The organism is Paraoerskovia marina (assembly GCF_900105445.1).
Taxonomy (GTDB): Bacteria; Actinomycetota; Actinomycetes; order Actinomycetales; family Cellulomonadaceae; genus Paraoerskovia; species Paraoerskovia marina.
The window spans coordinates 1,692,139-1,711,298 of the sequence record NZ_LT629776.1 but is presented as its reverse complement, the minus strand read 5'-3'; the positions used below and the strand labels follow the sequence as shown (position 1 = coordinate 1,711,298).

21 protein-coding genes are annotated in these 19,160 nt (G+C 72.3%); 10 read left to right on the top strand and 11 right to left on the bottom strand.

The window, feature by feature from the left end; all coding sequences use genetic code 11:
• Positions 1 to 290 precede the first annotated feature (290 nt).
• Positions 291 to 1,448 carry a cysteine desulfurase family protein gene (locus tag BLU20_RS07625; protein ID WP_083372146.1) on the top strand — a complete coding sequence of 386 codons (1,158 nt, stop codon included), beginning with the start codon at positions 291 to 293 and terminating at the stop codon, positions 1,446 to 1,448.
• Positions 1,445 to 1,768, top strand: coding sequence for a sulfurtransferase TusA family protein (locus tag BLU20_RS07620; protein ID WP_231959144.1), 324 nt, complete (start codon positions 1,445 to 1,447; stop codon positions 1,766 to 1,768). The genes BLU20_RS07625 and BLU20_RS07620 overlap by 4 nt, the downstream gene beginning before the upstream one ends.
• Here BLU20_RS07620 and BLU20_RS07615 read toward each other — a convergent pair.
• The gene (locus tag BLU20_RS07615; RefSeq protein WP_029253599.1) at positions 1,761 to 2,111 is read right to left on the bottom strand and encodes a HesB/IscA family protein; all 351 of its coding nucleotides are present in this window, start codon (positions 2,109 to 2,111) and stop codon (positions 1,761 to 1,763) included. The genes BLU20_RS07620 and BLU20_RS07615 overlap by 8 nt on opposite strands.
• Before the next feature lie 95 nt (positions 2,112 to 2,206).
• The gene (locus BLU20_RS07610) at positions 2,207 to 3,229 is read right to left on the bottom strand and encodes a glycerate kinase (RefSeq protein ID WP_172829044.1); all 1,023 of its coding nucleotides are present in this window, start codon (positions 3,227 to 3,229) and stop codon (positions 2,207 to 2,209) included.
• Positions 3,230 to 3,268: 39 nt separating this feature from the next.
• On the opposite strand from BLU20_RS07610, the gene nadA reads away from it, so the two are divergent.
• Together nadA and BLU20_RS07600 are read left to right on the top strand one after the other, a co-directional pair.
• Positions 3,269 to 4,465 (top strand): quinolinate synthase NadA, encoded by a 1,197-nt coding sequence (gene nadA / locus BLU20_RS07605; protein WP_083372144.1) that lies wholly within the window; start codon positions 3,269 to 3,271, stop codon positions 4,463 to 4,465.
• A 55-nt stretch (positions 4,466 to 4,520) separates the two neighbouring features.
• A complete protein-coding gene (locus tag BLU20_RS07600; protein WP_029253602.1) occupies positions 4,521 to 5,048 on the top strand; it encodes an acyl-CoA thioesterase in 528 nt (175 codons plus the stop codon).
• An 8-nt stretch (positions 5,049 to 5,056) separates the two neighbouring features.
• Here BLU20_RS07600 and BLU20_RS07595 read toward each other — a convergent pair whose 3' ends face one another.
• A complete protein-coding gene (locus tag BLU20_RS07595) occupies positions 5,057 to 6,430 on the bottom strand; it encodes a dipeptidase (RefSeq protein WP_083372143.1) in 1,374 nt (457 codons plus the stop codon).
• Positions 6,431 to 6,486: 56 nt separating this feature from the next.
• Here BLU20_RS07595 and BLU20_RS07590 point away from each other — a divergent pair, with 56 nt between their 5' ends.
• Entirely contained in the window at positions 6,487 to 7,083 is a 597-nt protein-coding gene (locus BLU20_RS07590; RefSeq protein ID WP_052367127.1) for a DUF3043 domain-containing protein, read from the top strand.
• Here the strand turns inward: BLU20_RS07590 and yczE are convergent.
• Together yczE and BLU20_RS13745 are read right to left on the bottom strand one after the other, a co-directional pair.
• On the bottom strand, positions 7,007 to 7,672 hold the full coding sequence (gene yczE, locus BLU20_RS13750; RefSeq protein ID WP_157270384.1) for a membrane protein YczE: 666 nt from the start codon (positions 7,670 to 7,672) through the stop codon (positions 7,007 to 7,009). The two genes, BLU20_RS07590 and yczE, sit on opposite strands and share 77 nt — an antisense overlap.
• A complete protein-coding gene (locus BLU20_RS13745) occupies positions 7,666 to 7,812 on the bottom strand; it encodes a hypothetical protein (protein WP_155990725.1) in 147 nt (48 codons plus the stop codon). Before BLU20_RS13745 ends, yczE begins: the two co-directional genes overlap by 7 nt.
• A gap of 60 nt (positions 7,813 to 7,872) precedes the next feature.
• Between BLU20_RS13745 and yczR the strand changes: the two genes are divergently transcribed.
• Complete coding sequence (gene yczR, locus BLU20_RS07580) at positions 7,873 to 9,366, top strand: MocR-like transcription factor YczR (protein WP_083372142.1); 1,494 nt, start codon at positions 7,873 to 7,875, stop codon at positions 9,364 to 9,366.
• Here yczR and BLU20_RS07575 read toward each other — a convergent pair.
• From BLU20_RS07575 to BLU20_RS07560, 4 genes are read right to left on the bottom strand one after another with little or no spacing between them, the layout of a single operon-like run.
• Positions 9,335 to 9,538: a hypothetical protein gene (locus BLU20_RS07575; protein WP_083372141.1), complete on the bottom strand. Its 204-nt coding sequence runs from the start codon at positions 9,536 to 9,538 to the stop codon at positions 9,335 to 9,337. The genes yczR and BLU20_RS07575 overlap by 32 nt on opposite strands.
• Complete coding sequence (locus tag BLU20_RS07570) at positions 9,535 to 10,578, bottom strand: quinone-dependent dihydroorotate dehydrogenase (protein ID WP_083372140.1); 1,044 nt, start codon at positions 10,576 to 10,578, stop codon at positions 9,535 to 9,537. Before BLU20_RS07570 ends, BLU20_RS07575 begins: the two co-directional genes overlap by 4 nt.
• A complete protein-coding gene (locus BLU20_RS07565) occupies positions 10,578 to 11,006 on the bottom strand; it encodes a hypothetical protein (RefSeq protein WP_083372139.1) in 429 nt (142 codons plus the stop codon). The genes BLU20_RS07570 and BLU20_RS07565 overlap by 1 nt, the downstream gene beginning before the upstream one ends.
• Positions 11,003 to 11,362 carry a hypothetical protein gene (locus tag BLU20_RS07560; RefSeq protein ID WP_083372138.1) on the bottom strand — a complete coding sequence of 120 codons (360 nt, stop codon included), beginning with the start codon at positions 11,360 to 11,362 and terminating at the stop codon, positions 11,003 to 11,005. The genes BLU20_RS07565 and BLU20_RS07560 overlap by 4 nt, the downstream gene beginning before the upstream one ends.
• A 46-nt stretch (positions 11,363 to 11,408) precedes the next feature.
• Here BLU20_RS07560 and BLU20_RS07555 point away from each other — a divergent pair, with 46 nt between their 5' ends.
• A complete protein-coding gene (locus tag BLU20_RS07555) occupies positions 11,409 to 12,896 on the top strand; it encodes a leucyl aminopeptidase (protein ID WP_231959143.1) in 1,488 nt (495 codons plus the stop codon).
• Between the two features lie 132 nt (positions 12,897 to 13,028).
• Here the strand turns inward: BLU20_RS07555 and BLU20_RS07550 are convergent, their stop codons facing one another.
• Positions 13,029 to 13,364, bottom strand: coding sequence for a hypothetical protein (locus tag BLU20_RS07550; protein WP_029253611.1), 336 nt, complete (start codon positions 13,362 to 13,364; stop codon positions 13,029 to 13,031).
• 165 nt (positions 13,365 to 13,529) lie between these two features.
• Between BLU20_RS07550 and lpdA the strand changes: the two genes are divergently transcribed.
• From lpdA to BLU20_RS07535, 3 genes are all read left to right on the top strand, one after another.
• On the top strand, positions 13,530 to 14,912 hold the full coding sequence (gene lpdA / locus BLU20_RS07545) for a dihydrolipoyl dehydrogenase (RefSeq protein ID WP_083372972.1): 1,383 nt from the start codon (positions 13,530 to 13,532) through the stop codon (positions 14,910 to 14,912).
• Positions 14,913 to 14,941: 29 nt separating this feature from the next.
• A complete protein-coding gene (gene sucB / locus BLU20_RS07540) occupies positions 14,942 to 16,705 on the top strand; it encodes a 2-oxoglutarate dehydrogenase, E2 component, dihydrolipoamide succinyltransferase (RefSeq protein ID WP_083372136.1) in 1,764 nt (587 codons plus the stop codon).
• A gap of 100 nt (positions 16,706 to 16,805) precedes the next feature.
• On the top strand, positions 16,806 to 17,696 hold the full coding sequence (locus tag BLU20_RS07535; RefSeq protein ID WP_083372135.1) for a TIGR01777 family oxidoreductase: 891 nt from the start codon (positions 16,806 to 16,808) through the stop codon (positions 17,694 to 17,696).
• 32 nt (positions 17,697 to 17,728) lie between these two features.
• Here BLU20_RS07535 and BLU20_RS07530 read toward each other — a convergent pair whose 3' ends face one another.
• Entirely contained in the window at positions 17,729 to 19,108 is a 1,380-nt protein-coding gene (locus BLU20_RS07530; RefSeq protein WP_083372134.1) for a protein kinase family protein, read from the bottom strand.
• Positions 19,109 to 19,160 lie beyond the last annotated feature (52 nt).

Genomic DNA, 19,160 nt, shown 5'->3' with positions numbered 1-19,160 from the left:
CGGCGTGGTGAGTTCGAACGCAAGGGGTGCCTTTCACGTCACGTCCTGGATGTCTCGTGGTGTGTCTCCACGAGTCCCACGCAGAACCTTCGTCCTTGACACACGAAGCCTAGCCCGGGATTCGCTCGGATGACGCGAGACGAACCCGGCATACAGACGGTTCCGTCACCTTCGGCCCACGATTCCAGCGGGTTCGGCACGCCCTCGCCCGGACTGTCAGATAATTGCCGAGCCGCCTCCCCGTACGGTGGTGGGTCGGACGCCCACGAGCAGCCAGGAGACCACGGCCGATGACGGAATCACCACCCCGCACACTGCTCGACGCTTCGGGCAACGCGACCCTTCACCCGCTTGCCAGGGAGGCCTACGTCCGGTCCCTCGCGGACGGCTGGGCCGACCCGCGTCGCCTCCATGCCGAGGGTCGACGGGCCCGGGCACTGCTCGACGGGGCGCGTGAGTCCCTCGCCGCCTCCCTCGGCGTGCGCACGCAGGAGATCCACCTGGCCCCGAACCACGTCGCCGCGATTCACGCCGGAGTCCTGGCGATCCGGGGCGGCAGACGTCGCCGTGGGCAGGCGGTCGTCCTCCCCGCGGTCGAGCGCGCCGCCGTCCGGCACGCGGCCGCGCACCCGCTCCCCGGCTCGGACGCACCGGCCACGGTCGTGGACGTCCCCGTCCAGGCCGACGGACGGGTGGACACGCAGGCCTTTCTCGACGCGGTAGCGGCCCCCGGTGTCGCGCTCGCCTGCCTGCAGCACGCGAACGGCGAGGTGGGGACGGTACAACCGCTCGAGCAGGCGGTCGAGGCCTGCGCGGCGTCGGGAGTCCCGCTGCTGTGCGACGCCGGGGCGACGATCGGACACCTCCCCGCGCCGGGCGGGTGGGACGCGCTCGCGGCAGACCCCGCCGACTGGGGCGCCGGCCCCGGTGTCGGGGTGCTCGCGGTCCGCGCGCGGACCAGGACGCGCAGCGCCTGGCCCGAGGACGACGAGGCGTGGTTCCCGGGGGGCGTCAGCATCCCCGCGGCGTTCGCCGCCGCCGTCGCGCTGGAGGCCGTCCTCGGCGAACGTGCGGCCGAGGCCGCCCGGCAGCAGGCGCTGATCGACCAGATCCGCGCGTGCGCCACCACCGTCCCCGACACCCAGGTGGTCGGCGACCCGGTCACCCGCCTCCCCCACGTGGTGACGTTCTCGTGCCTGTACGTCGACGGAGAGGCTCTCGTGACCGAGCTGGACCGCCGGGGGTTCGCGGTGGGATCGGGATCGGCCTGTACGTCGAGCACGTTGGAGCCGAGCCACGTTCTTGCCGCGATGGGAGTGCTGACCCACGGCAACGTACGAGTCTCGCTCGATCGCACGACCACCGCCGACGACGTGGCGCGGTTCTGCGCCGAGCTGCCGGACGCCGTCGCGACGGTGCGCGACGCACTGGGGGTGAACGGTCTGTGAGCGCTCTGGCCCGGACGGTTGACGCGAGCGGGCTTCGATGCCCGCTCCCCGTGATTCACCTCGCCAAGGCGGCTCGCGACGTCGAGGACGGCACCGTGATCACAGTCCTCGCGACGGACCCGGCCGCCCGGCACGACGTTCCCGCCTGGGCGCGGATGCGCGGCCACGCCCTCGTCGGCGAGACCTCCTCGTCCGTCGACGACGACGGGGTGGAGACCTGGACGCTGAGCGTGCGGATCTGTGCCACGTCGCCCGAGAACGACGGCGGCCCGGCACCTCGTCGAGGTGCCGGGCCGCCGAGCGGTGCGTCGATCAGCTGAAGGAGCCGCCGCAGGCGCAGGAGTCGCCCGCGTTGGGGTTGTCGATCGTGAAGCCCTGCTTCTCGATCGTGTCGGCGAAGTCGATCTTGGCACCCTCGAGGTAGGGGACGCTCATCTTGTCTACGACGACCTCGACACCGTCGTAGTCCTTGAGCGCGTCACCGTCGAGCACGCGCTCGTCGAAATACAGCTGGTAAATGAGGCCGGAGCAGCCACCGGGCTGGACGGCGACACGCAGGCGCAGGTCGTCACGACCCTCCTGCTCGAGCAGGCTGCGGACCTTGCCGGCCGCGACGTCGCTCAGGATGACCCCGTGGGTCGCGGTCTCGGTCGTCTCGCTCATTGGTCTCTCCCGGAAGTCGTCGGTCAGTGCTGAGCCAGTGCTGAATGGTCCAACGCGTGCGTCGTCGATGATGTTCCCGAGTCTACTCCCGGGCCTCAGCGACGTGTCCACGTGCGGACGACGCGCGCGGTCGCCGACGCCGGGTCCGCACCGAGGGGATACGCAGCCGCGACACCGGCCGCGGACAGCTCCCGGCGCCCCACCCGGACGTCCGTGGCGAGCACGACGACGGGCACGCCCACGTCTGCGGCCCGGGACACGGTGTCGGGGACCACACCCGTGTGCAGACCGGAACCGTCGAGCCGCTCCACGACCAGCACCGCGACGTCGTGCCGCTCGATCGCGGACCCGAGCCCGACGACGTCGCCGAGCACCGCTGCGGCGGACTCGACGCGACCGCCGAGCGCCCGGACAGCGAACCCGAGCCCACCGCCCGCACCGGCGCCTGCCGCCGTCAGCACCCGGAACGTCTCGCGCTCGCCCGCCCCCGCCATCAGACCCGGCCTGTCCGCCTCGACCGCACGTGCGACGTCGTACGCGTACGCCGACAGCGCGGCCTCACGCTCCTGCCCGGCGTCGCCTCCACGCAGGGCGCTGACGCCGTTGAGACCGAGCAGAGGGAGGTCGTCGTCACTGAGGCAGACGAGCGTGGTTCCGGCCAATCGCGCTCGCGCACGACGCACCGTGTCCGGGGTCGGTTCGGCGGGATCAGAGGAGCCTGCGACGGACCTCAGGAGTCCTTCCCCACCGTCGGGGACCTCGGCGTCCCCGGCGAGGAGAAAGACCGTGTCGGCGTGGTCCGCGGCGGCGAGCACGAGCTCCCCGACGTCCCAGGACCCTGCGCCCGGCAGCGGGTCGATCTCGGCGGTGGCGACCCACGCTCCCGCCGCGGAACGGACCACGGTCGCCGGACCACCGACGGCCCGTGCACCGCCTGCCGCGTCCGCAGGCCCCGTCAGGACGACCGGGATCCGCTCCCCCGGCACGACGGCGAGACCCGTGGCTCCGGCGTCCCCGACCTCCACGAGATCGGGCGGCTGCGGCGCCGAGCGCGCCCACGTGTCCAGAACCGCCGCGACGAGCGGGGTGCGTGCCGCGGCGATCACGAGTGCGTCCATCCCAGGATTGTGCCAGCAAGCCTGTGCGAGAATCGCGGCGTGAGCACGCTTCTCCATGACTTCGCCGAGCCTCAGCAGTCCCCCCTCCTCCTTCTCGGGCAGAACCGGGACCTCGACTCCGAACGCGGCGTCGAGTGCACGGGCGAGCTTCCCGCGCCCAGCGACCCGAACCTCGTCGAGCGGGCCCGCGCCGCCAAGGAGGCGCTCGGGGACCGTGTCTTCGTGCTCGGCCACCACTACCAGCGCGACGAGGTCGTCCAGTTCGCCGACGTGCTCGGCGACTCGTTCAAGCTGGCTCGCGAGGCGGCGGCGCGCCCAGACGCCGAGTACGTGATCTTCTGCGGCGTGCACTTCATGGCGGAGAGCGCCGACATCCTCACCTCGGACTCCCAGCAGGTCGTGCTGCCAGACCTGGCGGCCGGCTGCTCGATGGCCGACATGGCCGCGATCGACCAGGTCGAGGACGCCTGGGAGTCGCTCGAGGACGCCGGCGTCGCCGACTCCGTCGTCCCCGTGACGTACATGAACTCGTCCGCCGCGATCAAGGCCTTCACGGGTCGGCACGGCGGCACCGTCTGCACGTCCTCCAACGCGGAGGTCGCCCTGCGGTGGGCGTTCGACCAGGTCGGCGGTGTCCACGGGACCGGCAAGGTGCTCTTCCTCCCGGACCAGCACCTCGGGCGCAACACGGCCGTCGAGAAGCTCGGTCTCGGGCTCGACGACTGCGTGATCTTCGACCCACGCAAGCCGCAGGGCGGGCTGACCGACGCCGAGCTCGCCGATGCGCGTGTCATCCTCTGGCGCGGGCACTGCTCGGTCCACGGACGCTTCTCCGCGAAGAACGTCGCCGACATCCGCGCCGCGGTCCCGGGCGTGCAGGTCATCGCGCACCCCGAGTGCCGCAACGAGGTCATCCGGGCCGCGGACCACGTGGGGTCCACCGAGCACATCATCCAGACGCTCGACGCGGCGGAGCCGGGGTCTGCCTGGGCGATCGGCACCGAGCTGAACCTCGTCCGCCGTCTTGCCGCCGCCCATCCGGACAAGCAGGTGCACTACCTCGACTCGACCGTGTGCTTCTGCTCGACGATGAACCGCATCGACCTGCCGCACCTCGTCTGGGCCCTGGAGTCCCTCGTCGCGGGCCGCGTCGTCAACCGCATCGTCGTCGACGAGGACGACGCGCACTGGGCGCGCGTCGCTCTCGACCAGATGCTCGCGCTGCCCGGGATCTGAGTCGCCCGACCTACCGATACCTAATACTCCGGGTTGTCGGTAGTACGGTGCCGGGATGACCAGAACTCTTCAGCTCGCGGCAGCGACCCTGCGCCCGCGACGGGCGATTCCCGGCCAGCACATGCTCGACGTCTCGGTGACGACGATGCGGGTCCACCCCGGAGACCTCGACCTCTACCGTCACGTCAACAACGGCGTCTACCTGCAGATGATGGACGTCGCGCGGAGCAACTTCCTCGCCGACCTCGGCGCCTTCGGACTCCTGAACGAGCGCGGCTGGTACCCCGTGGTCGCGTCGTCGACGGTTGCGTACAAGCGCTCGCTGAAGCTGTGGGACCGCTTCGAGATCCACACCCGGGTACTCGGCTGGGACGAGCGGATCGTCTACCTCGAGCAGGCGTTCTGGCGTGACGGGCACCGCTACGCACGCGGCCTGGTCGCCGGCAGGTTCCTCGCGCGCTCCGGTGAGCGGGTCTCCGGCCCCGACGTGGTCGCGCTGCTCGAGCCGGAGCTCGCGGCGCCCGAGCTGCCCGAGGACGTCGCCGGGTGGGCGGACGCCCTCGGGATCTCGTACCGGGCCTGACCCGAGGCCTACTCCCCCAGCGCGCGCAGGAGCAGGGCCTCCGCGAGGACGACCTTCTCGAGCTCGCCGAGGTGGACGGACTCGTTCGGGCCGTGGGCCAAGGACGCGGGATCCTCGACGCCCGTCACGAGGATCGCGGCCTCGGGGAAGGCGACGAGAAGGTCCGCGATGAAGGGGATCGACCCACCGAGCCCGATGTCGACGGGCTCCGTGCCCCACGCCGCTGCGAAGGCGGCCCGCGCGGCACGCATCGCGTCCGAGTCCTGCGGCGCACGGAACGCCTGACCCGTCTCGCCGTCGCTGACCGTCACCCGGGCCCCGAAGGGCGCGTTCGCCTCCAGGTGGGCGGTCAGCGCCGTCGCGGCGGCCGCCGGGTCCTGGCCCGGGGCGATCCGCATCGAGACCTTCGCGCGCGCCGAGGGCGCGATCGTGTTCGAGGCCGAGTCGGCCGGGGTCGCGTCGATCCCGAGGACGGCGATCGTCGGCCTGGCCCAGAGCCGGCCCGCGATCGACCCCGTCCCCGCGAGGTGCGTGCCCGGGAGCATGCCGGCGTCGGTCCGGAACGACGACTCGTCGTAGTCGACCTCGGGCTCGGGCCCGACGACCAGGCCCTCGACCGCCACGTCGCCGTTCTCGTCGTGCAGGGTCGCGACGAGGCGGGCCAGCAGGGTGTAGGCGTCGAGGACGGGGCCGCCGAACATGCCGGAGTGGACCGGCGACTCGAGCGCGGCGACCTCGACGGTGCAGTCGACGAGTCCCCGCAAGGAGGTCGTGAGGCCGGGCACGCCGACCTTCCAGTTCGCGGAGTCGGCCACGACGATCACGTCGGCCCGCAGGAGATCGCGGTACTGGTCGAGGAAGTCGACGAAGCAGGGAGAGCCGATCTCCTCCTCGCCCTCGGAGAAGATCGTGACACCGACGCCGAGATCGTCGCCCAGGGCGCGCAGCGCACCGAGGTGCGCGACGATCCCGGCCTTGTCGTCCGCGGCCCCGCGCCCGTACAGCCGCCCGTCGGCCTCCCGCGGCTCGAACGGGTCCGAGGTCCACCCGGACGTGCCCGGGGGCTGGACGTCGTGGTGCGCGTACAGGAGCACCGTGGGTGCACCGGCGGGTGCCGGGCGACGGGCGACGACGGCGGGACGACTCGTGGCCCCGTCAGGGCCCGACGAACGAAGGACCTGGACGTCGGGCATGCCCGCACCGCGGAACAGCTCGGCCACGGCGGCGGCGCTCGTGTCCATGACGGACTGGTCGAACTCGGAGTTCGAGACGCTCGGGATCCGGACGAGCGACTCGAGATCGCTCTGAAGGGCGGGAAAGAGGGCGGACACGCGGTCGCGCAGCTGGTCGACGACGGCGGCGGGGTTCTGTGCTGTGGTCACCGGTCCAGGCTACGCGCGCGTTCCGGGCCGGTCCTGCTCTCGTCTACCCTAGATGTGTGCCGAAACGTGAGAAGACCCCCGAAGCCGTGACGCCCGACGTCGAGCCCGTCAGCGCCACCGACGGCGCGATCAGCGGCAAGGGTCGACCGACTCCGAAGCGCAAGCAGGCCGAGGCCGCGAACAAGCGTCCCCTGGTCCCGAACGACCGTCGCGCCGCGGCGAAGGCCTCGAAGGAGAAGAACCGCGAGGCCCGCCTGCGTCAGCAGCACGCGCTGCAGACGGGCGACGAGCGCTACCTGCCGCCGCGCGACAAGGGCCCGCAGCGTCGGTACGTCCGCGACTACGTGGACGCCCGCTGGAACCTCGGCGAGTACTTTCTCTTCATCGCCATGCTCTCGCTCGTCGGGATGATCGTCACCTCCGCGGTCGCCCCGTCGGCGGCGACGATCATCGTCGTGGTGCTCTACGCACTCGTGCTCGCCACCATCCTCGACGCCGTCTTCATGTGGCGCGGCCTCAAGCGCAAGCTGCTCGCCAAGTTCGACGACGTCCCGAGCGGGACGATGATGTATGCCGTCACGCGCGCATTCCAGATTCGTCGAGCCCGCCTGCCGAAGCCGCAGCACAAGAAGCACGGTCACTACCCCGCGTAGCCCGTCGCCCGGCCCGGTCGAACCACGGCAGGGCGACCTGCACGACCGGGCCGACACCCACGGCGAAGAGCGCGGTCGCCCACCCGAGCGTGCCGCCGAGCGCCCATCCGGCGAGCACGACGGTGATCTCGATGAGGGTCTTCACCCGTCGCACGGGCCACCCTGTCTGCCGGACGAGTCCGGTCATGAGCCCGTCGCGCGGGCCCGGACCCAGGTGCACCCCGAGGTAGGCCGCCGTCGCGAGCCCGTTGAGGACCACTCCCCCGACGGCGAGGGCGACGGCGGTCACGAGACCGGGGTCCGGCAGGATGCGCTCCAGCAGAGCCAGCACGGGACCGATCGTCAGACCGATGACGATCACGTTGACGACGGTGCCCACGCCGGGCCTCTGGCGCAACGGGATCCACATCAGCAGGACGAGGGCGCTCGACGCCATCACGACGGCGCCGATCCCCCAGCCCGTGCGGAGTGCCACGCCCTGGTGGAGGACGTCCCACGGCATCGCACCCTGCCCGGAGTGCAGGAGCATCGCCATCGAGAGCGCGAACGCCAGCAGCCCGCCCAGGAGCTGGGCGGTGCCGGCTACCACCAGCTGCCGGTGCGGTCCGGAGCTGTGTGGCTCGCCGGCGGGGTGCGGCTTCCGCGGCCGTCGGCCTTGATCGCCTGCGAGAGGCGCACGAGCACCGTCGCGACCATGAGGAGCAGGAAGAGGGAGATTGCGAGTGTCATGCCTCCATCGTCGTCGCGATTGGCTTTGACTTATATAGCCAATATCGAGACAGTGGCCGTGTGACGACGACCACTGGCCCGCAGGTACCAGTCCACCGACAGCTGAGCGCGCACGCCGCCACGCGGCTCCTCGGGGACTGGCAGTCCAAGGGGCCTGCCTACCGGGCACTGGCCGACGCCCTGCGCGCCGCCATCCTGTCCGGAGCCCTCGGCACCCACACGCGCCTGCCCAGCGAGCGCGACCTCGCACTGTCCCTCGGGGTCTCGCGCACGACGACGACGGCCGCGTACCGCGAGCTGCGCGAACGCGGCTTCGCCCAGGCCCGGACGGGTGTCGGGACGGTGACGGTGCTGCCCCGGCACTCGGGCCCCGCTCCCACGCCGAGCCTCACCGGCGGGGACGCCCCGCGCCCGCAGAGCTCGGCTCCGCACGGCGACCTGATCGACCTCGGCCAGGCGGCCCCTGCTGCACCTCCGGATCTGCACGACGCCTACCAGCGAGCACTCGAGGCGCTCCCGCGCTACCTCAGCGGCATCGGGTACGAGCCGCTGGGCATCCACCCGCTCCGGGTCGCGATCGCCGAGCGCTACACCGCTCGTGGCACCCCGACCAGCGCGGAGAACATCCTCGTGACCTCCGGTGCGCAGCACGCGATCACGACCCTCGCCCAGGCCCTCCTCGGCGCTGGCGAACGTGCGATCGTCCAGTCGCCGACCTATGCGCACGCGCTCGCCGCCCTGCGCGGTGCGGGTGCCCGCCTCGTCGGGGTGCCCGTCGGCACACCGGGACAGCCCGGGCCACCACCGTTCGACGTGGACCTCTTCGAGTCGACCGTCCGACGGTCGGCGCCGCGCCTCGCGTACATGATCGCCGACAACCACAACCCGACCGGCTACACGTGGACCGAGGAGGAACGTCGGCGGGTGCGCGCCGTGGCCCGCCGCCACCGGATGCCGGTCATCGGGGACGAGACGATCACGGACCTCTACCTCGACCGGCCCTCCCCCGCGCCGCTCACGGGCGACGGGCAGGACGACACCCACGTGATCGCCGTCGGGTCGGCCTCCAAGAGCTTCTGGGGCGGCCTGCGGGTCGGGTGGGTCCGCGCGCACCCCGAGCTCGTCCGCCGCCTCGCGCTGCGCCGGGAGTCCATCGACATCGCGACGTCGGTGCTCGAGCAGCTCGCCGTCGTCGACCTCCTCGAGCGGTCGGGCGAGATCCTCGCGGCACGACGGGTGCAGGTCGCACGCCAGCGCGACCACCTCGTCGCCGGACTCCGTCGCATCGAACCATCGTGGCGGGTCCCCGAACCGCCCGGGGGCCTCTCCCTCTGGCTCGACCTCGGCGTGCCGCTGGGCTCGGCGCTCGCCGCCGCGAGCGCCGAGCGCGGCCTGCTGATCAACGCCGGCCCCGCCCTGACCCCGGACGGCAGCCATGCCAGTCAGGTGCGACTGACGTTCGCCCCGTCGACGGACCGGATCGACGCGGGGCTGCCCCGGCTGGCCGACGCGTGGGCGAGGGTCAGTGGTCGGGCAGCGGGATCGGCGCCGTGACGACGAGCCCGTCGCGCAGCAGCTGCGCCTCGGTCGCGCCGCGTCGCGCGAGGTCCCGCCAGTGGGCTCCCAGCCACTCCTCGGCGTCGAACCGGCTGACGAACGCGGGGCTCGGCGGGAGCGCGCCCGTACCGGTGTGCGTGGAGTACTCCCAGACCCAGCGGGGCGTCATCGCGTACCCCGTCCCAGCGCACGGTTGATCCGGGAGGGCCACAGCGGCCCCTCGTACACGAACGCGGTGTAGGCCTGGACGAGGTCCGCCCCGGCGTCCAGGTACGCCTGCGCGTCGTCCGCCGTGGTGATGCCACCGACACCGATCACGACCGCGCCCGGTCGCAGCCCGCGTCGGAGCCGCGCGACGACGTCGAGCCCCCGGGCGAGCTCGGGCGGACCGGAGAGCCCACCGGGACCGCGGTCGTGGTCGATCGTCGTGTTGACGGCGACCACCCCGTCCAGGCCGAGCTCGTCGACGAGGCGCGCGACGTCGTCCACGTCGTCGTCCGCCAGGTCGGGGGCGATCTTGACCAGCAGCGGCACGTGGCGCGGCGTCGAGGCGTCGGCGGCCTCCCGCACCGCGCTCAGGATCGGGCGCAGCGCGTCGACGGACTGCAGGTCGCGCAGACCCGGGGTGTTGGGCGACGAGACGTTGACGACGAGGTAGTCGGCGTACGGCGCGAGCACCCTGGCCGAGAACGCGTAGTCCGCGGCGGCGTCCTGCGCCGGCGTGACCTTCGTCTTGCCGATGTTGACGCCCACTACGGCGGCACGACCCTGCACGGTCGCCCGCAGGGCGGCCAGGTTCTCCGCGACCGCGAGCGCCCCGACGTTGTTGAAGCCCATACGGTTGCGCAGTCCGCGGACGTCGAGCTCCCGCCAGAGCCGCGGCGCCTCGTTGCCGGGCTGCGGGTGCGCCGTCACGGTGCCGATCTCGACGAAGGCGAAACCGAGCATGCTGAGTCCGCGGACGCACCGGGCGTCCTTGTCGAACCCGCCGGCGATCCCGAGCCGCCCCGGGAAGCGACGTCCGAGGACGTCGACGCCCCCGGCACCCTGTGCACCCCGGCCCAGGTACGGGGCGAGAGCCCCCTGGACCAGACGGTTGAGGCCGGGCGTCCGGCCGGCGGTCGCGATCGCGTCGAAGGCCACGTGGTGCGCGGTCTCCGGGTCCATCCGGCGGAAGACCGTATCGAAGAGCAGGTGGTACGGGCGCATCAGGCCTCCTGGTGGGTTGTTGCGGAGCGAGGCGTCCGGGTGCGCCAGAGCCAGTAGAGACCGACGACGGGCAGCACCACGGGGACGTAGCCGTAGCCCTGGCCGAAGTGGGACCAGACCGTCGCCTCGGGGAAGTCGCCCGCGTCGACGATCGACAGGGTTCCGACGACGAGCACGCCGATCAGCTCGACCCCCACCGCCCACCAGGCGACCGTGCGCCACCGCGCCGTCCCCCGGGCCAGGGCGACCGTGGCGACGACGTAGACGAGGGCGGCGAACCCGGAGAGCAGGTAGGCGACGGGAGCCTCGTCGAGCTTGGTGCCGATCTGGTAGAGCGCTCGTGCGCTCGACGCGATCGCGAAGATCCCGTACACGGCGACCAGCAGCCGCCCGAACCCCTGACCGGTCGCACCGGCAGGGGCGCTCACGCGGCGCCCCAGATCTGCCACAGGCGCAGCTCGAGGAACGCGACGGTGAGCGCCGCGACGGCGAGGACGACCGAGCTCCAGCGGGTCCGCTCCGCGAAGGCCCAGAGACCGGCCACCGGCAGCAGGATCAGCGCCGTCACGACGTATCCCCAGTAGAGGGCGGGGTCGCTCGCGCCGTCCCCCGCGACCGTCTGGGCGAGCGCGAGGACCACCTGGAGCCCGAGCACGGCCTCGACGACGCATGCGCCCCAGAGCTGGCGCAGGACGACCGCGCGGTCCCGGACGACGAACCACGCGGCCCACCCGGCCAGAGCCAGGCAGAGCGCACCGATGACGAGGGAGAGCGCGACAGACACGGCCCGAGCGTACCGGGAACGGGCGAGAAGGATTAGCATCGGGGGCGTGGCTGACCTCACTCTGACATCCAAGAACCCGACCACCCTCTCGGTCGACGCACTCGTCGTCGGCACCTGCGCGACGTCGGACGGCGTCGCGTTCGTCGGCACGGACCTGCCGGCGACGCTCGTCGCCGAGCTGGAGTCGCTTGCACCGACCCTCGGCATCACCGGTGCCGCCGACGAGGTCCGCAAGGTCCCCGCCGGTGCTGAGCTCCGCGCCGGGGCTCTCGTCCTGACGGGGCTCGGTGCCCGGGACGACGACGGCCTGTTCGACGCCGAGACGCTCCGACGCGCGGCCGGTGCGGCGCTGCGCGAGCTCGCAGGCACGTCCAGCGTCGCCGTCGCGCTCCCGACGGCCGACGTCGCCGACGTCGCCCCCGTCGCCGAGGGCGCCCTGATGGGTGCCTACGCGTACGAGCGCTACCGCTCCGGCGACGACGTCGCACGCGCCACCCCGCCGTCGACCGTCCAGCTCGTCACGGAGCACGCACGGACGGCCGAGGCCAAGAAGGCCGTCGCGCGCGCCGAGGTGCTCGCCGCAGCGGTGCACGGCACGCGCGACCTCGTGAACACCCCGCCGAACGACCTCTTCCCGGCCGCGTTCGCCGACCTCGCCAAGGCTGCCGCCAAGGGCAGCGGCGCGAAGGTCACGGTCCTCGACGAGAAGCAGCTCGCCGCCGGCGGCTACGGCGGCCTGATCGGGGTCGGTCAGGGCTCGACCCGCGGACCGCGGCTCGTCAAGATCGCCTACACGCCGTCGAAGGCCCGCGGCAAGGTCGCGATCGTCGGCAAGGGGATCACGTTCGACTCCGGCGGCATCTCGATCAAGCCCGCCGCGGGCATGGAGACGATGAAGTCCGACATGGCGGGGGCGGCCGCCGTCCTGCACGCCGTCGTCGCGGCTGCCCGCCTGGACGTGCCGGTGGCGGTGACCGGCTGGCTGTGCCTCGCCGAGAACATGCCGTCCGGTGCCGCCCAGCGTCCGTCCGACGTCATCACGGTCCGCGGCGGCAAGACGGTCGAGGTGCTCAACACCGACGCCGAGGGCCGCCTCGTGATGGCCGACGGTCTGGTCGCCGCGACGGAGGAGAAGCCCGACGTGGTCCTCGACATCGCGACGCTCACCGGCGCCCAGGTCGTCGCCCTCGGCAACCGGGTCTCCGCGGTGATGGGCAGCGACGAGGTCCGCTCCGAGGTGCTCGCAGCCGCCGAGACCACGGGCGAGGCGTTCTGGCCCATGCCGCTGCCCGACGAGCTGCGTGCCGGCCTGAAGTCGAAGGTCGCCGACCTGCAGAACATCGGTGACCGGCCCGGCGGGATGCTCAGCGCCGGGATCTTCCTGCGCGAGTTCGTCGGTGACACCCCCTGGGCCCACCTGGACATCGCGGGCCCCTCGTTCAACGAGAAGGCGCCGTTCGGCTACACCGGCGTCGGTGGCACCGGTGTCGGGGTCCGCACGCTGCTCGGACTGATCGAGGGTCGCGCGTCCTGACCGACGTGGCTGCGCACGGCAGAACGGCGTCGTCGTCCCACCCTGCTCGACGGGACGACGACGCCGTTCTGGCGTCCGGGTGGAGGGTCTGCCCGTCGCCCGACCGGTCCGACGGCTCGGTGCCCCGACGTTTCAGCGCCGCCGGTGCTGGCTGTTCCAGTCGCGATAGCGCTGCGGGTACCCGGTGCGTCGCACGTCGTAGACGGGGACGCCGGCCTTCCGGGCCAGCTCGTGCGCGGTGCGCTCGTCCGGGACCCGACGGCGCGTCCACTCCCCGGTCGTCGCGACCAGGAGCACCGTCGTCGGCGTCTCGTTCGTCGCCGGCTCGACGTAGACCTCGACGCCGACCCGCGTGCGGACGAACTCCGCAAGATGGTCGAGCGTGGCACGACGCGACGCGTCACCGCCGGCAGGCGTGGACGAGGACCCCGAGGGTCGGCGGGAAAACAGACGGGACAGGCTCACCATGCCTGGCAGGATATGCCGACGACGGCGGGTCGCGCGTGCGCGGCCGGCACACCGGTGTCTTGAGCGTCACAAGACGCCCGCACCGCCCCGGTTGGGCAGTGCCGCACGGTAGTGCCAAGATGGACGAGGCCCGAGCGGTCCCGCGACGTCATGAAGGAGCCTGAGGTGGCCGAGAGCAACACCGAGTTCGACCTCGTCGTGCTCGGCGGCGGGAGCGCGGGGTATGCCGCCGCGCTCCGTGCCGCACAACTGGGATCCTCGGTCGCGCTGATCGAGGCGCGCGAGCTCGGCGGAACCTGCCTGCACCGCGGGTGCATCCCGACCAAGGCTCTGCTGCACGCCGCCGAGGTCGCCGACTCGGCTCGTGACGCAGCCACGGTGGGGGTCCGCGCCACGCTCGACGGCGTCGACATGGCCGCGGTGCACGCGTACAAGGACAAGACCGTCGACGGGTTGTACCGAGGCCTGGAGGGCCTCGTCGCCTCCCGCAAGGTCACGCTCGTCGAGGGCTGGGGCACGCTCACCGCGCCGGACACCGTCGAGGTGGACGGCGTCGCCTACCGGGGCCGCGCGGTCCTCGCCGCACCGGGTGCCCGGTCCCGCACGATTCCGGGCGTCGAGATCCGCGACCGTGTCGTCACCTCGGACGAGGCCCTCCGCCTCGAGGAGGTCCCCTCCTCCGTCGTCGTCCTGGGTGGCGGCGTGATCGGTGTCGAGTTCGCCAGCGCGTGGCGGTCCTTCGGCGCTTCGGTGACGATCGTCGAGGCGCTCGACCACCTGGTGCCCACCGAGGACGTCTCGTCGAGCAAGGCGCTCGAGCGTGCGTTCCGACGTCGCGGGATCGACCTTCGCCTCGGCACCCGGGTCGCAGGCGTCACGCAGGACGACACCGCGGCGCACGTCACGCTCGAGGACGGGACGACGCTGGACGCCGACGTCCTTCTCGTCGCCGTCGGCCGGGCACCCGCCACGGCCGATCTCGGACTGACGGAGGTCGGGGCGCGGCTCGACGACGGCTTCGTCGTCGTCGACGACACGCTCTCCACGGGAGTCGGACCGCTCTACGCGGCCGGTGACGCCGTCCGTGGTCCGCAGCTCGCCCACCGCGGGTTCGCGCAGGGCATCTTCCTCGCCGAGCACCTGGCAGGACTCGCACCGACACCGCTCGACGACGCAGGAATCCCCCGCGTCACCTACAGCGAGCCGGAGGTCGCCTCCGTCGGACTGACCGAGGCACAGGCCCGCGCGCGGTACGGGGCCGAGGGTGTCGATACGATGGAGTACAACCTGGCCGGAAACGGCAGGAGCAAGATCCTGGGAACCCAGGGTCACGTCAAGTTGATCCGAGCAAAGGACGGTCCTGTCGTGGGTGTCCATCTGGTCGGCTCGCGCGTGGGCGAGCAGATCGGCGAGGGTCAACTCATCGTGAACTGGGAGGCGCACCCGGACGAGGTCGCTGCTCTGGTGCACGCCCACCCCACGCAGAACGAGGCGATGGGCGAGGCCCACCTGGCATTGGCTGGCAAGCCCCTGCACGCCCACAACTGATCCGACGATAGAAGGAGACCTCAGAGGTCATGTCTGACACCGTGCAGATGCCGGCTCTCGGCGAGAGTGTTACCGAGGGCACTGTCACCCGCTGGCTCAAGTCCGTAGGCGACTCCGTCGAGGTCGACGAGCCGTTGCTCGAGGTCTCGACCGACAAGGTCGACACCGAGATCCCCTCACCGGTCGCCGGAACCCTCACCAAGATCCTGGTCGAGGAGGACGAGACCGTCGAGGTCGGCGCCGACCTCGCCGTGATCGGCGACGGGTCCGGGTCCGACTCGGAGGAGGAGGCCCCGGCCGACGAGCCCGCCGAGGAGGCGCCCCAGACCGAGGAGCCCGCTCCCGAGGCCGAGAAGGCTCCGGAGAAGGACGACGAGCCGGCCAAGGAGGACGCCGCGCCCGCCGCAGAGTCCTCTGGCGGGTCCTCCGGCGACGGCGAGGAGATCACGCTCCCCGCCCTCGGAGAGAGCGTCACCGAGGGGACCGTGACCCGCTGGCTCAAGTCCGTCGGCGACACCGTCGAGGTCGACGAGCCGTTGCTCGAGGTCTCGACCGACAAGGTCGACACCGAGGTGCCGTCGCCCATCGCGGGCACCGTCCAGAAGATCCTGGTCGAGGAGGACGAGACCGTCGAGGTCGGTGCGGTCCTCGCGATCGTCGGCTCCGGGGCAGCACCTGCTGCTGAGCCGGAGAAGGCGCCTGAGCCGGAGAAGGAGCCCGAGCCCGAGCCTGAGAAGGCTCCCGAGCCGGAGAAGTCGCCGGAGCCGGAGCCCGAGAAGGCACCTGCCCCGAAGGCGGAGAGCTCACCGGCACCGGAGAAGAAGCCGGAGCCGACGAGCGAGAAGCCGTCGGGCGGCCGGTCCGGCGGGTCGTACCTGACGCCGCTCGTCCGCAAGCTCGCGGCGCAGAAGGGTGTGGACGTCGAGTCCGTCACGGGCACCGGCGTCGGTGGCCGTATCCGCAAGGAGGACGTGCTCGAGGCTGCGCGCAAGGCCGAGGAGGCTGCTGCCGCCCCGGCCGCGGCGTCCACGGGCTCTGCGCCGAAGGCGCCGACCACGGTGCCCGAGGTCTCCCCGCTGCGCGGGACCACCGAGAAGATGTCGCGCCTGCGCAAGATCGTCGCGAGCCGCATGGTCGAGGCGCTGCAGACGCAGGCTCAGCTCACCACGGTGGTCGAGGTCGACGTCACGCGGGTCGCCAAGCTCCGTGCGAAGGCGAAGTCGTCCTTCAAGGCTCGTGAGGGCGCGAACCTGACGTTCCTGCCGTTCTTCACGCTGGCCGCGGCAGAGGCGCTCAAGGCTCACCCGAACATCAACGCGAGCATCGAGGACGACCAGATCGTCTATCACGGCCAGGAGAACATCGGCATCGCGGTCGACACGCCGCGGGGCCTCCTGGTCCCGGTCATCCGCGACGCGGGCGACCTGAACCTGGCGGGCATCGCGCGCAAGATCGCCGACCTCGGCGGTCGTACGCGCGAGAACAAGGTCGCTCCGGACGAGCTCGGCGGCGCCACGTTCACGATCACGAACACCGGCTCCGGCGGTGCCCTGATCGACACGCCGATCGTCCCCGGTGGTCAGGTCGCGATCCTGGGTACCGGCACTATCGTCAAGCGTCCTGTGGTCGTCACCGACGACGAGGGCAACGAGAGCATCGCCGTCCGGTCGATGTGCTACATCTTCCTCTCCTACGACCACCGCCTGGTCGACGGGGCCGATGCAGCGCGCTTCCTCGCGACGGTGAAGAACCGCATCGAGGAGGGCGCGTTCGAGGCCGAGGTCGGCCTCTGACCGACGCTCCTTCGCACGACGACGACGGGTCCCACCTTCGGGTGGGGCCCGTCTCGTGCTTCTGACGGCGTGGGTGGTGGAAACGCCCTACCGTGTCCCCATGGACATCGTCATCGCCGGCTCACGCGGCTTGATTGGAACTGCCCTGGTCGACCTTCTGCGTGCACAGGGCCACCAGGTACGGCGGCTGGTGCGCGGGAGCGCGGGCGGCCGGGACGAGGTGCCCTGGGACCCGGCACGCGGGCATCTGGACGTCGGAGTCCTCCGCGGGGCCGACGCCGTCGTGAACCTCGGCGGCGCGGGTGTCGGCGACAAGACGTGGACGGCCGCCTACAAGCGCACGATCCTCGAGTCCCGCGTGGGTCCGACGTCGTTGCTCGCCTCGACGATGGCGTCGATGGACGTCCCACCGCGCCGGTTCCTGCAGGCGTCGGCGGTCGGGTACTACGGCGACCGCGGATCACTCGTCCTGACCGAGTCCACCGGCCCCGGACACGGCTTCCTCGCGGGCGTCTGCACCCGCTGGGAGTCCGCGGCCGACCCGGCCCGCGAGGCGGGGATCGGCGTCGCGCACCTGCGCACCGGCGTCGTGCTGTCGCGCCAGGGCGGTGCACTCGCGCGGCTGGTGCCCGTCCTGCGCACCGGGCTGGGCGGGCCGCTCGGGCGCGGGGACCAGTACTGGCCGTGGATCACCCTCGCGGACGAGGTGGCGGCGATCAGCCATCTCGTGTCGTCCGACGTCTCCGGCCCGGTGAACCTGAGTGCCCCCGTCCCGGTGACGAACCTCGAGCTCACGCGCGCGATCGCGGACCAGGTGCACAGACCTGCTGTCATCCCCGTGCCCGAGATCGCTCTTCGCGTGGCGCTGGGCGAGTTCGGGACGACGCTGGTCGACTCGCAACGGGTCGTGCCGGCTGCGCTCGAGGACGACGGGTTCGTCTTCCGCCACCGCACGATCGAGGACGGGGCGAGGTGGGCCGTCGGCCGCTGACGGCCGTCACCCCGGTCCAGGGCGACGTCCGGTCACTCGACGTCGCGGACGAGCCAGGTCGTGCCGACCCTCTGCAGGACGAGGACGTCCGTCTGCTCCTGAGGCTCTACCGCCGTCGTCCCGGATCCGGTCCGCTGCTCGTGCGCCTCGACCACGTACGTCACCCGGACACGGGCGTCGGCATCGGCGTCGAACGCCTCTCCGGCCGGGTCGTGCACCTCGGGGTTCTCGAGCACCGCGTCCTGGACGACGCCGGTCAGGCCGACGAACTCGACGTCCTGTGCCGTCAGCCGCTCGACGAACGCACTGTCCTCGGCCGCGGCTGGGGAACCTGCGACGGTGACGTCGGCGATGTCGCCGTCACCCCCGAGGGCCTCGAGACGCGCGACCGTCAGCTCGCCCGCGATCTGCTCGATCGACGCGGCGTGGTCGACCGGGCGCGTGCCGGGTGCGTCCTCGGCACCCGAAGACGCCGTGTCCGGCACGGGATCCGCCGTCTCGGTGTCCCCCGCGCCCGCGCGGGCGAAGGTCTCCGTCCCCACCAGCAAGACGGCGCCGACCGCGATCGCCGCGAGCACCGGGAGCACGAGCAGCCACCGACGGCGTGCCCGTGGTTCGCGACGCACCGCTCTGAGCTCTCGTCGCCGGGGCAACGGTCCACGCGCCGGATCGGCACCGAGTGCCCGGGCGCTCAACGCACCCGCGATCTCCGCCCCGTCGGGAACCCGCAACGGGCACTGGTCGGCGGTGTCCTGACAACGACCGGCAAAGGCGACGGCATCGGGCCGCGACCACGGCACCGGGTCCTGTGCGTCGGCAAGGACACCCGCGAGGCCTGACCCGGCCGCTCCCGACCGGGCGACGACCCGGGCCGCGTCGGCGACGTCGTCGGCCGGGTTCCGTTCGTCGGCGGCGTCGAGCCGTACGGCGAGCCGTGCACGCCCGTCGGGCGAGACGAGGATGTCCGACGCGGTGAGCGGTCCGTACGTCAGGTGCGCGGCATGGATCGCGGCGAGGCCGGCGCCCACCGACGCGCCGAGTCTCGCCAGCTCGCCCGGGTCGAGCTGACCGCGCAGGAGGGTCAGCTCAGCAAGCGTGATGTCCTCGGAGTCCGGCACGAGTGCCACGGACGGGCTCTCGACGATCTCGAGCACGGGCTCGACGTGGACGTCCCGCAGCCGGACGAGCACTGCGAGCCGGGACGCGGCGGCGTCCGGGACGGCCCGAGCCAGCATCCTGGCGCCCGCACCGTCGCGCAGGCGCCATCCCTCCGAGTCACCGGCACTGCCGTGGAACGTCCATCCACGTACCTCGGTGAGCGCGAGGATCTCCGGTGGGACGACGGCGTCCTCCCCCGCCGCCGAGGGCGGGCGGTGGCGTAGTCGGGCAAGCCGGGTGGCGGGGGCACGCATGGTCCCATCTCACCGCACGGCGCACCCCGCCAGGGCGTTGTCCACAGGCACG